The following is a 13,600-nucleotide window of genomic DNA, read 5'->3' on the forward strand; positions in this document are numbered from 1 at the left end:
CGCTCTGCGCGGAGTGTCGTGCCTTTGTAGCTACGCTGCGGAGGCATCGTGTTTCACGTGAAACGTCGTTCTCTGCTGCATGGAATCATCGGCCGCGGTCATGAGGCGGCCGCCCCACCCCATCGCAGGCCCGTTAGGGCTACGGAGTTGTCCACAGAAGTGGTTTCATCCACAGAAGAGCGGGCCTCGCTGGTTCACGACCCCGAAACCATGACAGGCTCTGCTCATTGCGAGCCTGAAGTCGAGGAGAGTGAATCCTTGCGGTCCGACGCCAACATCGCGGGGCCGATGACCGATCCGGTCCCCGGCCCCCGAACCGAATCGGCGGGGGACGGTGTTTCACGTGAAACACCGCCGCCGATGGACGACACACCCATCGGTCGCGCGGCCCAGCTGGCGGTGGAGGCCCTCGGCCGAGCCGGCGAGGGACTGCCGCGGCCCGAGCAGACCCGCGTCATGGTCGTGGCGAACCAGAAGGGCGGGGTGGGCAAGACCACCTCGACGGTCAACCTCGCCGCGTCGCTGGCACTTCACGGTGCACGGGTCCTGGTGGTCGACCTCGACCCGCAGGGCAACGCCTCCACGGCTCTGGGTATCGATCACCACGCCGAAGTTCCCTCGATCTATGACGTCCTGGTGGAGAGCAAGCCGCTCTCCGACGTGGTTCAGCCCGTCCCGGACGTCGAAGGTCTCTTCTGCGCCCCGGCGACCATCGATCTCGCCGGTGCGGAGATTGAGCTGGTGTCGCTGGTGGCGCGGGAGAGTCGACTCCAGCGCGCCATCCAGGCGTATGAGCAGCCGCTGGATTACATCCTGATCGACTGCCCGCCCTCGCTGGGCCTGCTGACGGTCAACGCACTGGTGGCCGGCGCTGAGGTGCTGATCCCCATTCAGTGCGAGTACTACGCGCTGGAGGGCCTGGGCCAGCTCCTGCGCAACGTGGAACTGGTGCGGGGCCATCTGAACCCCACCCTCCACGTATCCACGATCCTGCTCACCATGTACGACGGCCGGACCAGGCTGGCGTCGCAGGTGGCGGAGGAGGTCCGCAGCCACTTCGGCAAGGAGGTGCTGCGGACCAGCATCCCCCGGTCGGTCCGCATCTCCGAGGCGCCGAGCTACGGGCAGACCGTGCTCACTTATGACCCCGGTTCCAGTGGATCGCTTTCCTACCTCGAAGCGGCCCGGGAGATCGCGCTGCGCGGAGTCGGGGTGCACTACGAGGGACAGCACGCCCACACGGGCGGTTCGATCAGTCAGCAGAGCAATTCGGAGGGGATCCAGTGAGTGAGCGTCGTCGAGGGTTGGGGCGAGGGCTCGGTGCCCTGATCCCAGCCGCTCCGCAGGAGAAGCAGCTGTCGTCCACCGGGACCGGGGTTTCCGCTCCCGTCCTCACCACGGAGCGGGGCGTGGCCGCCGCGAAGGTGACGACGCTCGGGTCCAACCCCGTTGTTCCGGAGCCGAGCACGCCCCTGGGGGCCGAGTCGACGGTTCCCAACGAGGTGGCCGGTGCGTACTTCGCCGAGGTGCTGCTCGACTCCATCACGCCGAACCCACGTCAGCCCCGCGAGGTCTTCGACGAGGACGCGCTGGCGGAGCTGGTCACCTCCATCAAGGAGGTCGGCCTTCTCCAGCCGGTCGTGGTGCGCAAGACCGGGGCCGACCGCTTCGAGCTCATCATGGGCGAGCGGCGCTGGAGGGCCTGCCGGGAGGCCGGCCTGGAGCGTATCCCCGCCATTGTCCGGGCCACCGACGACGAGAAGCTGCTCCTGGACGCCCTCCTGGAGAACCTTCACCGGGCTCAGCTGAACCCGCTGGAGGAGGCGGCCGCTTACGACCAGCTGCTCAAGGACTTCAAGTGCACGCATGACCAGCTGGCCGACCGGATCGGACGTTCCCGGCCGCAGGTGTCCAACACCCTGCGTCTGCTGCGGCTGTCGCCTCCGGTGCAGCGCCGGGTCGCAGCCGGAGTGCTGTCGGCAGGCCACGCGCGCGCCCTGCTGTCGGTGGACGACTCGGAGGAGCAGGACAAGCTGGCGCATCGCATCGTGGCCGAGGGGCTCTCTGTGCGTGCGGTCGAGGAGATCGTGACGCTCATGGGCTCCAGGCCCACGAGCGCCAAGAAGGCCAAGGGGCCCCGCGCGGGAAGCCGGCTCTCTCCGGCCCTCACCGACCTGGCATCGCGGCTTTCCGACCGGTTCGAAACCCGAGTGAAGGTCGACCTCGGTCAGAAGAAGGGCAAGATCGTCGTCGAGTTCGCCTCGATGGAGGATCTGGACCGCATCCTCGGCACCTTCGCGCCGGGCGAGGGCCGTGTGCTGGACCGCGCCCAGTCCGAGGAGTCGGCAGAGGGCGACGAGAGCTGACCCGCCGATCGCCGAGGGCGGGCTGTATCCGGTTCACGGATACAGCCCGCCCTTTGCATTGTCACGGTGTCGGCTTGATCGGGTGGTGGTTACGATGCGTTCTGGCAGGGCATTTCGGTCCAGGACGTGGGCGAGAGAAGTGAGGAACAGCCTTCATGGGGCGTCGGCTCGTACCGCTCACGCTGGACAACCTTCCCGATCTCCCCCGGCGCTGCCGCTCCTGTGTGTTCTGGGAACTCGACCCGGTCAGTGGCGAGGCCGCCGTCAAGGGCGGAACAGCCGCCCGGGAGAAGGAAGCCTGGATCTCCGGTGTTCTTCTGGAGTGGGGCTCCTGCGGGCGTGTGGTCTATGTCGATGACGTAGCGGCCGGCTTCGTGCTCTACGCGCCTCCCGCGTACGTCCCGCGCGCGACCGCCTTTCCGACGAGCCCCGTGTCCCCCGATGCCGTCCAGCTGATGACTGCGTTGATCATGCCGGGATACCAGGGGCAGGGACTGGGCCGGGTCATGGTGCAGACCGTCGCCAAGGACCTGATCCAGCGGGGCTTCAAGGCGATCGAGGCCTTCGGGGACGCGCGGTGGAAGGAGCCGGCCTGTGTACTGCCCGCCGGCCATCTCCTGTCCGTGGGGTTCAAGACGGTGCGGCCGCATCCGGTGAACCCCCGGCTGCGGCTGGAGCTGCGTACGACGCTCTCCTGGAAGGAGGACGTCGAAATGGCCTTGGACCGACTCCTGGGCGCGGTGCAGAAGGAGCCTGCACTGCGGCCGTTGTGAGGCGCAGTCACCAGTGCATGCGAAACGGGCCCGTCCTGGGGAGGACGGGCCCGTTTCACGTGAAACAGCAGACGCAGGCTGCGTCTTACTCCGCGAAGCCTTACTCGGAGATGAAGTCCGAGAGGTCGCGCAGGATAGCGGCCTTCGGCTTGGCGCCCACGATGGTCTTGGCGACCTCGCCGCCCTGGTAGACGTTCAGCGTCGGGATGGACATGACGCCGTACTTGGCGGCGGTGGCCGGGTTCTCGTCGATGTTGAGCTTCACGACCTCGATCTCGCCGTGCTCGGCCGCGATGGCCTCCAGCGACGGGGCGATCTGGCGGCACGGACCGCACCAGGCGGCCCAGAAGTCCACCAGTACGGGCTTGTCGCTCTTGAGGACGACCTCCTCGAAGGAGTCGTCGGTCACGTTCTTCAGGGCGCCGGCCACGGCGGCCTCCTTAGCTTCGCGGGGTGTGTGGGGACGTGAATGAGGCGTGGGTCAGACGGCGGCCGCAGGAGCGGCCTTCTCGTCGTCGGCGAGCGCGGCAAGGAAGCGCTCTGCGTCGAGGGCGGCGGAGCAGCCCGTGCCGGCTGCGGTGATCGCCTGGCGATAGGTGTGGTCGACGACGTCACCCGCACCGAAGACACCGCTCAGGTTGGTGCGCGTCGAGGGGGCGGCCACATTCAGGTAGCCCTCGTCGTCCAGGTCGAGCTGGCCCTTGAAGAGCTCGGTGCGCGGGTCGTGTCCGACGGCGATGAACAGACCGGTCACGGCCAGCTCGGACGTCTCGCCGGTCTTGGTGTTGCGCAGGGTCACGCCGGAGAGCTTCTGCTCGCCGTTGACCCCGGCGACCTCGCTGTCCCAGGCGAACTTGATCTTCGGGTCGGCGAACGCGCGCTCCTGCATGGTCTTGGAGGCGCGCAGCGTGTCGCGGCGGTGGACGATCGTGACCGACTTGGCGAAGCGCGAGAGGAAGGTCGCCTCCTCCATCGCGGTGTCGCCGCCGCCGACCACGGCGATGTCCTGGTCCTTGAAGAAGAAGCCGTCGCAGGTCGCGCACCAGGAGACGCCGCGTCCGGAGAGGGCGTCCTCGTTGGGGAGACCGAGCTTGCGGTGCTGGGAGCCCGTCGTGACGATGACCGCCTTGGCGCGGTGGACGGTACCGGCGGTGTCGGTAACCGTCTTGATGTCACCGGTGAGGTCGACGGAGACCACGTCGTCCGGGACCAGTTCGGCGCCGAAGCGCTCGGCCTGGGCGCGCATGTTGTCCATGAGCTCGGGTCCCATGATGCCGTCCTGGAAACCCGGGAAGTTCTCCACGTCGGTGGTGTTCATGAGCGCGCCACCGGCGGTGACGGCGCCCTCGAAGACCAGCGGCTTCAGCGAGGCGCGCGCGGTGTAAAGGGCGGCTGTGTAGCCGGCCGGGCCGGAGCCGATGATGATCACATTACGCACGTCGCTCACGGGTTTCTTCCTCGTCTCTGCAGACTGCCTACTGTCCACGCCTACTGGGGCCGGTTCAACGACTCTCACCCCACCCAACGGATCCTACGGGGGATGCATTCCCGACGTGCCGGGGCGGCTGGCGGCGTGCTTTTCAGGGACGGTTGTAGGCGTGCGTCAGCAGCAGCTTCCCCTTGGCGGGGGGCTCGGCGCCGACGCAGGCCGCGGCGACGACATAGGCCTGGACGCTGGCCGGGTCCGTGGGGTGAGGCAGGACGACGAGGTACGCGTCGGTGCCCTCGTACGAGCCCTTCTCGATGGCGAGGGCGTCGCTGTTCCGCCCGATGCCCTCTTCCACACAGGCGGGGACAGGCACCGCGGGTGCGCGGAGGGGGGCCTCGGGAGACACGGAGTCCGAGGGCTCGGACTGGGGCGAGGACTTGGAACCGATGGACGGCGCCTGTTCCTTGACGCCGGGGCCCGGGGGGCTGGCCGCATCGGTGCGTCCATTCAGCAGCGCGTCCACCCGGCCCTCAAGGGTGGCCTGGGAGTACACCCGCGAGCGGCTTTCCGGGGCCGTTGCATCCTTCCTCATCGCGCCGGTGTCGCTGCTGCTCTGTGACGCCGGGACGCTCTGCAGCAGGAAGACGCTCATGCCGGTCAGGACAGCGGCCCCGAGCGCGGTGGCGAGCACGGTGGCGCGGCGCCGCCTCCGGCCGGGGTGCCGACCGGGGCCTGTGCCCGCACGGGCGTGCCCGGTGGGACGGTCCGGGGGGCCGGGCTGTGGTGAAACGGCTGCGGCTATGGACTCGGGCTCTGTTTCACGTGAAACATCTGTCGCCTCACGTGAAACCTCGGCTGTCGCATCGGCCTGTGTGCGGCGGGACACCGCCTCGGCGGCGAGCGCGGCATCGATACGGTCGGCGATGCCCTCGGGCATGGGCTGAGGAGGGGGGAGGCCGCCGAGCAAGTCGCGGATCTCGTCCAACGAGGCGAGGACGTCACCGCAGAGGTCGCACGTGTCCGTATGGCTGCGGACCTCGGCGGCACGGGACTCGGTGAGCAGGCCCTCGGTCAGGTCGGAGATCTCCGAGACATCCGGGTGCTGGGTCATGTCGGCTGCTGATGTCATCGGTGTCCACCTCCGCCCTTCGTCGCTGTGGGGTCGCCGGCCGCATCTCGTGGCCCGGCTGCCGGTGGGACGGATGCTCTGGGTGTCCGGTTCCCTTCCGTGTCGGGCATCTCCTCGCCGCCGCCGTCACTTCGGAGATGGGCCAGCAGAGGAGCCAAGCGCGCTCGGCCTCGCGCGCAACGGCTCTTCACCGTGCCCACGGGCACCTCAAGGATGCGGGCGGTCTCTGCCACCGGGTACCCCTGCATATCCACCAGGACGAGCGCCGCGCGCTGTTCGGCGGGGAGTGTGGCGAGAGCGGCGAGGAGTTCACGGTGGAGGTCGTGGCGCTCTGCCGGAGCCTCCGCCGACTCGTGGGGCTCCAGAAGCTGGTCGAGCCGTTCCGGGTCGTCGACCGGCGAGGTCCTCCGGGACGCGGCCTTGCGGACGCGGTCGAGGCAGGCGTTCACCGTGATGCGATGCAGCCAGGTGGTGACGGCGGACTGGCCCCGGAAGGTGTGCGCGGCCCGGAAGGCGGAGATCAGGGCGTCCTGTACGGCATCGGCCGCCTCCTCACGATCGCCCAGAGTCCGCAGGGCCACGGCCCACAGCCGGTCGCGATGGCGTCGTGCCAGCTCGCCGAAGGCGTCGGGGTCGCCGGCCACATGGCTGGCGAGAAGGTCCGCGTCGCTCGGTGCGTCGGCATCGGCACCGTGGTGCTCGCGGTCTCCCCCCTCAGCTGTCGCCATCCGTGTATTCAAACCGATCCACGCCGGGAAGTAAATGGCGAGGTCGGTTGGATTGTATGAATGATAAAAGGCGCGATTCGATCGTGCTTCGGAGGTCCTCTGGCCGCCCTATATTGAGGGAAATCAGAAAGGGGACCATGTGATGCAGAAGCATGTGAAGCGATACCTGGGAAAGGTGCTCCCGGCCGTTCTCACCGCACCCGTGCTCGTGGCGCTGCTCCCGGGGAGCGCACAGGCGGCCACCTATTCGATGGACGGGAAGAACCCCATTTCCGCCGGGTGCTCCGGCGACGCCGCCACCGTGAAGCGCGCGCTGATCGGTACCTCCAGCTGGACGCTCGGCGCCATTGAGCTGAGGTACAGCGTCAAGTGCCACACCGCGTGGGCACGGATCAGCCTCTCCGAGGACGTGTGGGGCAAGGCCCAGATCGTGCGGAACTCGGACGGCAGATCTTATGACTGCACGAAGCTTTCCTACAGCTCGTCGCTCGGCACTTATACCTGCTACACGGCAATGGTCTACGACAAGGACCCGCTCTCCGCATACGCGGAAGGCTGGTCCCAGTACGACAACGTGAGCCTCCACTCGAAGACGCCTTCGTACTGACCGCTGAATCGGCTCGCAGGCAAGGAAATGGGGCTGGGCCGGATCGGAGGATCCGGCCCAGCCCCATTCTTGTGTTCGGCGCTGTCAGCTGGTGACCTTGATGTCCGAGACCTTCCCCCGGAAGTTCCCCTCGCCGCTCGGTGGGAGCTTGGTGAGCCAGACGAGCAGGAACCGCGCCTGGACAGGCTTGACGGGCTTCAGCGACACCTGGGTTCCCGACCCCTGGGCGACCGTGTCGAAGCCGGTGGGCCTGGTCGGCACCGTGGAGCCGTCGGTGGTCCGCAGCTCGACCGAGGTGGCGCCGCCGAGGAAGGACACGTCCACCTCGCCGACGCGCTGTGTCGTGCCGAGGTCGAGGACGACGCCGACGCCGTCCTTCAGATTGCCGAAGCCGGCCGTCGCGTACCAGTCCGTGTACCAGTACGAGCTCGGGTCGTCGTCGTAGACCTTGCCTATGCTCTGCGGCTTCTCACTGCCGTCGTCGCTGAGCGGGTCGTAGTCCTGGGCGCCGACGATCGGGACGGGCTTGCTCTTCTCGACCGGCGGGGGGTCGTTGTTCTCCGGGTTGGACTGGGTAGTGCCGGGGCCTCCGCCCGAGTTGTTGTCGCGGTCGATGATCGTTTCCGCGAGCTGCCAGCTGCCCAGGCCCAGGGCGGCGATCAGCAGCGCGGACACGGCCCACTTCAGGGCCTTGCCGGTGCGGCTCTGCAAGGGCGCGGGGGGCACCGGCACCACGGGCTGGGTCACGGCGGCCCCGGGCACGGCCGGCCTGCCGTATGTGCCCTGCTGGTAGGTGGTCTGCTGGTACTCGGGCGGGGCGGTGAAGACGGGCTCGGGCGGGCGGATGCGAGGCATCGCCGCGACGGCCTTGGCGAGCTCGTCGGGGGTGGTGCACGGCTGTTCCTGGCGGGAGGCCGTGGCGCCGTCGTTGGCGAGGGCCCGCATGGCGATCTCGGAGAGCCCCCGGTGGACTCCTGCCCGTACCTGGTCGGGCGGCAGGAGTCCCATGCCCTTGGGCAGGCCGGTGAGCCCGTACGCGTCGCTCTCGTACGGCCAGCGCTGCGTCAACGCGGCGTACAGCAGGGCGCCGATGGCCTCCGTGTCGGCTCGTTGGGGGCTGTCCGAGGCGATGCCCCTGAGTGCGGCGTTCACCGCGAGGCCGCGGATGCGGTACTGGCCCGACGAACTGCGCAGCACGGCCCCCGGCGTGAGCCTGAGGTGGGCCAGTCCCTCCCGGTGCGCGGCGGCCATGGCCTGGGAAACCTGGCCGACTAGCTGATACGCGTCGTGGGCCTCCATCGGGCCCGCGCCCAGCAGGGCGGTGAGCTCGGTGGCGTCGGGCAGCCATTCATGGACGACGTAGACGAGGTCGTCCTCCTCGACGGCGTCGAGGACCTGTACGAAGCGGGGGTCGCCCAGCAGCGCGGAGGACCGGGCTGCGGCCAGGACGGAGCGCGCCCGTGGGTGGTCCGCGGGAAGGAGGTGTACGCCGACCGCCCGACGCAGCTTCTCGTCGACGGCCCGCCAGCTGCTGAACCCGTCCAGACGGGTGACGCACTCCTCCAGCCGGTACCGGCCGGCCAGTTTGTGTCCGCTGTGCAGGTCCGGGGTGGCCGGGGAGGGCTCGGGAGCGGCCTTGTCACCGTCCTCCTTCGCGGAGTCCGTGTCCGCCGCGTCCTGCGCTTCTGCCGTACCGTCGGTCGTGGCCTCGTCCGCCTTGGCGGTCAGCGGATCGTCCCCGCTGTTGTCGGCCACGTCGACGGCAGCCGTGCTACGTTCCGCCACCGTCGTTCCTGCCTCCCCATCCGTTGCGCGATGCCAGCCAGCTCTGCACAGTCACGCCAATTGTGCCCACACTCCGGCGCTATGCACGACACGCGGAGGCCGGCGATGGTTGTGCGGGCCGGCCGTCCTAGCGGCCGAGTCGGCCCCTGACCATGCCGACCATGCCGTTGATCTCCTCGATCCGCATCCTCTTGGCCGCGACGAAGAACACTCCCAGCAGCATGATGCCGCCGCAGATCAGCGCGACGAGCGAGCCGAAGGCGCCTTCCCCGAGCACGCTCAGGAGCCCGAAGCCCACCGCTCCGCCGACCACGGTGGCCGGAAGTGCGGCCAGGCACAGCCGGGCGTAGGTGCGGACCACCTGGGCGCCGTCCAGGTCGCCGCCCAGGCGGTTGCGCAGTCGGCGCCAGGCGATCCCGACGCCGACGGCGTACGCCAGTCCGTACGAGGCGGCCATGCCGACCACGGCCCACTGGGCGGGCAGCACCACGTAGCAGAGGGCCGAGGCGGCCGCGTTGACCAGGGCGACGATGACCGTGTTGTAGAACGGCGTGCGGGTGTCCTCGTACGCGTAGAACCCGCGCAGCACCACGTACTGCACGGAGTACGGGATCAGGCCGAGGCCGAAGGCCATCAGGATGAAGCCCATGGAGCGGGCGGCCTCGGGGCCGGTGGACGCGTAGAGCAGGGTGCACATCGGCACCCCCAGGGCCAGGAACGCGAAGGCGACCGGCACGATGGCCACGGCGGAGTTGCGCAGCCCCTGCGAGATGTCGTCGCGGACGGCGCCCGGGTCGTTGTCGTGCGCGGCCCGGGAGATCCGGGGCAGCAGGGCGGCCATGACCGAGACGGTGATGATCGCCTGCGGCATGCCCCAGATCAGCTGGGCGTTGGAGTAGGCCAGGAAGCCCGCGCCGTCCTTTCCGGACGCCTTGCCGGCCGAGGTGGCGAGCTGGGTGACGACCAGTACGCCGGCCTGGTTGGCGAAGACGAACAGGACCGTCCACTTGGCCAGCTTGACCGTCTTGCCGAGACCGTGGCCCTTCCAGTCGAACCGCGGACGGAAACGGAAGCCGGCCTCGCGCAGGTACGGGACCATGGCCAGCGCCTGGACGACCAGCCCGAGCAGAGTGCCGATGCCCAGCAGCCGCACGCCATCCGGCGGGATGGTCTGCACGCCCATGTGGGACTCGTGGGACGTGCCGTAGACCCAGATGAACATGCCGAACGTGAAGATCATGACGATGTTGTTGAGGACCGGGGTCCACATCATCGCGCCGAACTTCCCGCGGGCGTTGAGGATCTGGCCCATCACGACGTGCACACCCATGAAGAAGATGGTGGGCAGGCAGTAGCGGGCGAAGGTGACGGCGACGTTGTTGGCCGCCGGGTCGTCCGCGATCGTCGACGACATCAACCGGATGAGCCACGGTGCCGCGAAGACCACCACGGCGACGATGAGGCCGAGGACGACCATCACCAGGGTCAGCAGCCGGTTGGCGTAGGCCTCGCCGCCGTCCTCGTCGTCCTTCATGGAGCGGACGAGCTGGGGGACGAAGACGGAGTTCAGGCCGCCGCCCACGGTGAGGATGTAGATCATTGTGGGCAGCGTGTAGGCGATCGTGAAGCTGTCGCCGAGCACGGCCGCGCCGAGCGCCGCGGTGATCACGAGGCTGCGGACGAAGCCGGTGAGACGCGAGACGAGCGTGCCGGCCGCCATGACCGCACTGGACTTCAGCAGGCCGGAGGCACGGCCGGCGGACTTGGGTGGCGCGGGAGCCGGGGCGGGCTCGGGCCGGGCGGGCGCCGGGGAGGCGGCAGGGCCTGCGGGGCCCTCCTGGTCCCGGAAGAGGTGGGCGAAGGCGTCGGGCTCGTCGCGGTGGGCGGAAGCCTGGGTGACGAGGTCGTCCACGCCCACGAACTGGGTCGTCGCGGCGTTGTCGCCGTACGGGAGGTGACGCGAGGGCCCGGCGGGTTCGGGCGGTGGGGTCTGGGCCCAGATGCGGGGGTCGGGGGCGTACTGGGATGCCGGGGGCTGCTGGTACAGCGGCTGCGGCTGCTGATAGGTGCCGGGCGGCGGTGGCGGGTGCGCGGCGCGGTCGTACAACGCCTCGTCCACCGGGTCCTGCGCGGAGAGGTCCTGGGCCCGGTACGGGTCGTAGTCGTACGTGGACTGCAGATACGGGTCCGGCACCGGCTCCTGCTCCGGCCCAGGGGGTGCCGGAGGGCCGCCGGGGTACCCGGCCCCGCCCGCACCCTGACCGCGGTCACCGTCGTACGGCGCGTTCATCGAAACCCCACCTCATCGTCCCCGGCCGACCGGCCACGACAGACATCGCTCAACGGTCCACTTTCTCACCCGTGCCCGACGGCTCCGCGCTTTCGGGACCGGTGTCCGGCGTCGGGTCACTCGGCTGCTCGGGTTCACTGCCGTCGTCGCCCGCCGCGCCGCCCGTGTTGGCGCGCTTGCGATGTGCATACATCCTGATGCCGGCCAGGACCAGCAGCAGCAGTCCGCCGGCGATCACCAGGAGCACCGTCGGGGTGATCTCGGAGACCTTCACGGTGAAGGCCATTTCCTCACCGTACGGAGTTCCGTCCTCCGTGTAGAGCTGCGCGGTCATCTGGACCTGGCCGTTGATGTTGGCCGCCGCGTCGAACTTCACCGACTGGCTGTGCCCGGCGTCGATCTGGATGGGCTGCTCCGCCATGCTGCCGCCGTCGTTCAGTTTCAGACGGGTCGCGTTGTCCGACTTCAGCCGCAGCACGAGGTGCTCGACGTCCTGCAGCAGCCTGTTCTGCACGGTCACGGGAATCGTGGCGCTGCGACCGGACAGGGTGATGTCCGACTTCGAGACGAGCTGGACCTCGCCGACCAGCCCCTGGAGATAGGTGCGGACCGAGTCCCGGTACTGCTGGGCCTTCAGCGGTCTGCCCCGCCACGACGTCGACATGGACCGGTTGACTGCGTTGCCGAAGGGCGTCACCACCCGCTCGGGGTGGGTGAGGATGACCTGGAAGTTGTCGAGCGAGGACTGGATGGACTTGATGTCCTGGAAGGCCTGCGTCGGCAGCTCCTGGCGACGCAGCTGCTTCGGGTACCGGGAGGCCGGGGGCACGGTGGTGGTCGCCTCCGCGTCCGGCTTGGTCGCCGAGGCCTGGGTGAGCCCCTGGGGCTGCGTCCAGCGGTCGCCGTCCAGTGCATGGAGGGCGCGGGCCATCGACTGGGCCTGGGCGACCGTCGGCGTGCGTGGGGGCGCGACGACGACGGACCGGCCCTTGTCCGTGTCCTGCTCGGCCAGGGCGAGGGTCAGGGCGAGGAACTTCTGTACGGCGAGCGTGGAGCTGCCCGCGTTGCCCATGTCCCCCTGGAAGGCCGTGGAGAGCCGGGCGTCGGCGACGACCGCCGTGGTACCGCCGCCGATCGGGCGGGCGGCGGAGGGCGTGTAGACCAGGTTCCCGGTCTCTTCGAGGCTGTCGCTGCGGGCGATCACGTTGTGGGCACCGGCCGAGGTGGCGACGTCCACGATCGACGGGTCCACCGCACCGTCCACCGGCCATGCGAAGTCGGTCGAGGGCTTCAGGTGGAGGATCGTCTCCACTGTCATCCCGGCGACCTCACTGGCGGTCTGCAGATGGCTGAGGGTGCCCGAGACGGTCTTGCCGCGGTGGGCGATCGAGGCGAGGTCCGGGTCGCCGAACGGCAGGGCCACGACCTTGCCCTCGGAGACGGCCGCTTCCAGCGAGGTGAGCCACTTCTTGGCCACCGCCTGGTTCGTCCCGGCAACCGTGGTGTCGCCAGACCTGACCCGGTAGGGCTTGGTCATCGCGTCCACGCTGGCCAGCAGGTCCGGATCGATGACCCAGGTCACGGGCAGCTGCCTGCCCAGCGACACCATCTGTTCGAGCCGGCCGCCCGGGGCGATCTCGGCGGCGAGGTCGTCGTCGGCGAACACCGGTGTCTGCTGCTCGTCGGAACCGGTCTCCGCCGTGAGGTGGGCGGACGCGATGAGCGGCCAGAGGTAGCTGAGGCCGATCCTCGAGTCGCGTTCCCCGTCCTGCCAGGGCAGGAAGGTCCGCTTGATGCCGAGCACCTGGTCGTACATCGTGTGCGAGGTACGCCCGGACAGCGAGACGCCCAGCTGGTAGACCCCGTCGTCCCCGAGCCCCAGCTTGCTGACCGGGACCGACAGCGTGAAGTCCTGGCTGATGCCCGAACGCAGCTTGTCGATCTCGACCGTGTACTTGCCCCCGAGGGGATAGGGGTCGGTGCCGGGCAGGTATCCCGTACGGCGGGCGGCCGCGTCCATGGCGGTCCTGCTGTAGAGCCGGGGGCCGACCCGCAGATCGACCTGCGCGTCGGTGACCGTTTCCTTGCCCTTGTTGGTCAGGGTGCCCGAGATCCTCAGCGTGTCCCCCTTCTCGGGAGCGCTGGGCGTGATCTCGTCGAGTGACACCGTGACCGTGCTGGAACCCGTCGGTGCCTTCGCGGGCGCGTCTGCCCTGGCCTGCGGGGCGGCTGCTCCGGCCAGCAGGGCGGCGACGAGCGGAGCCCCGGCGAGCACGGCGGCTGTGCGCCGCAGCCACCGGCGGGCAGGAGAGGGATGCATCCCCTGGATGTCTGCCGCCTCGGCCACGCGTACCCGTCCCTCGTCATCGTCGGCTGCTGTCGATCGTTGTCCGTCGCTGCGTCCCCGCATGGTAACGAGGCTCGCGGGGACTAAGTGCTGGGGAGTGCGCTGCATGATCGTGAGAGTCTCGCAGGGGCGAGAAAATGCGTGAC

11 protein-coding genes are annotated in these 13,600 nt (G+C 69.2%); 4 read left to right on the plus strand and 7 right to left on the minus strand.

The genetic code is table 11. From position 1 onward, the window contains the following. Positions 1–210: 210 nt before the first annotated feature. The 3 genes from OG242_RS15760 (at position 211) to OG242_RS15770 (ending at position 3,139) form a co-directional block, all read left to right on the plus strand. Positions 211–1,287 carry a ParA family protein gene (locus OG242_RS15760; protein WP_132900810.1) on the plus strand — a complete coding sequence of 359 codons (1,077 nt, stop codon included), beginning with the start codon at positions 211–213 and terminating at the stop codon, positions 1,285–1,287. Beyond that, positions 1,284–2,366 (plus strand): ParB/RepB/Spo0J family partition protein, encoded by a 1,083-nt coding sequence (locus tag OG242_RS15765; protein ID WP_405898764.1) that lies wholly within the window; start codon positions 1,284–1,286, stop codon positions 2,364–2,366. Before OG242_RS15760 ends, OG242_RS15765 begins: the two co-directional genes overlap by 4 nt. 155 nt (positions 2,367–2,521) lie before the next feature. Then, positions 2,522–3,139: a GNAT family N-acetyltransferase gene (locus tag OG242_RS15770; protein ID WP_405898765.1), complete on the plus strand. Its 618-nt coding sequence runs from the start codon at positions 2,522–2,524 to the stop codon at positions 3,137–3,139. Positions 3,140–3,239: 100 nt separating this feature from the next. Here the strand turns inward: OG242_RS15770 and trxA are convergent, their stop codons facing one another. The 4 genes from trxA to sigM form a co-directional block, all read right to left on the minus strand. After that, complete coding sequence (gene trxA, locus OG242_RS15775) at positions 3,240–3,569, minus strand: thioredoxin (protein WP_405898766.1); 330 nt, start codon at positions 3,567–3,569, stop codon at positions 3,240–3,242. A gap of 51 nt (positions 3,570–3,620) precedes the next feature. Further along, entirely contained in the window at positions 3,621–4,586 is a 966-nt protein-coding gene (gene trxB / locus OG242_RS15780) for a thioredoxin-disulfide reductase (RefSeq protein ID WP_405898767.1), read from the minus strand. 133 nt (positions 4,587–4,719) lie between these two features. Next, positions 4,720–5,697 (minus strand): anti-sigma factor family protein, encoded by a 978-nt coding sequence (locus OG242_RS15785; RefSeq protein WP_405898768.1) that lies wholly within the window; start codon positions 5,695–5,697, stop codon positions 4,720–4,722. Beyond that, on the minus strand, positions 5,694–6,425 hold the full coding sequence (gene sigM / locus OG242_RS15790; RefSeq protein ID WP_405898769.1) for an RNA polymerase sigma factor SigM: 732 nt from the start codon (positions 6,423–6,425) through the stop codon (positions 5,694–5,696). Before sigM ends, OG242_RS15785 begins: the two co-directional genes overlap by 4 nt. A 142-nt stretch (positions 6,426–6,567) precedes the next feature. Between sigM and OG242_RS15795 the strand changes: the two genes are divergently transcribed. Beyond that, positions 6,568–7,032 carry a DUF2690 domain-containing protein gene (locus OG242_RS15795; RefSeq protein ID WP_405898770.1) on the plus strand — a complete coding sequence of 155 codons (465 nt, stop codon included), beginning with the start codon at positions 6,568–6,570 and terminating at the stop codon, positions 7,030–7,032. Between the two features lie 84 nt (positions 7,033–7,116). Here OG242_RS15795 and OG242_RS15800 read toward each other — a convergent pair whose 3' ends face one another. The 3 genes from OG242_RS15800 to OG242_RS15810 all read right to left on the minus strand — a co-directional run bounded on the left by OG242_RS15800 (position 7,117) and on the right by OG242_RS15810 (position 13,454). Beyond that, positions 7,117–8,817 (minus strand): protein kinase family protein, encoded by a 1,701-nt coding sequence (locus OG242_RS15800; protein WP_405898771.1) that lies wholly within the window; start codon positions 8,815–8,817, stop codon positions 7,117–7,119. A gap of 127 nt (positions 8,818–8,944) precedes the next feature. After that, entirely contained in the window at positions 8,945–11,107 is a 2,163-nt protein-coding gene (gene murJ, locus OG242_RS15805; protein ID WP_405898772.1) for a murein biosynthesis integral membrane protein MurJ, read from the minus strand. Positions 11,108–11,156: 49 nt separating this feature from the next. Further along, positions 11,157–13,454, minus strand: a complete 2,298-nt coding sequence (locus tag OG242_RS15810; RefSeq protein WP_405898773.1) for a DUF6049 family protein — start codon at positions 13,452–13,454, stop codon at positions 11,157–11,159. Positions 13,455–13,600: the final 146 nt, after the last annotated feature.

Source organism: Streptomyces sp. NBC_00727 (genome assembly GCF_045161745.1).
Lineage (GTDB): Bacteria > Actinomycetota > Actinomycetes > Streptomycetales > Streptomycetaceae > Streptomyces.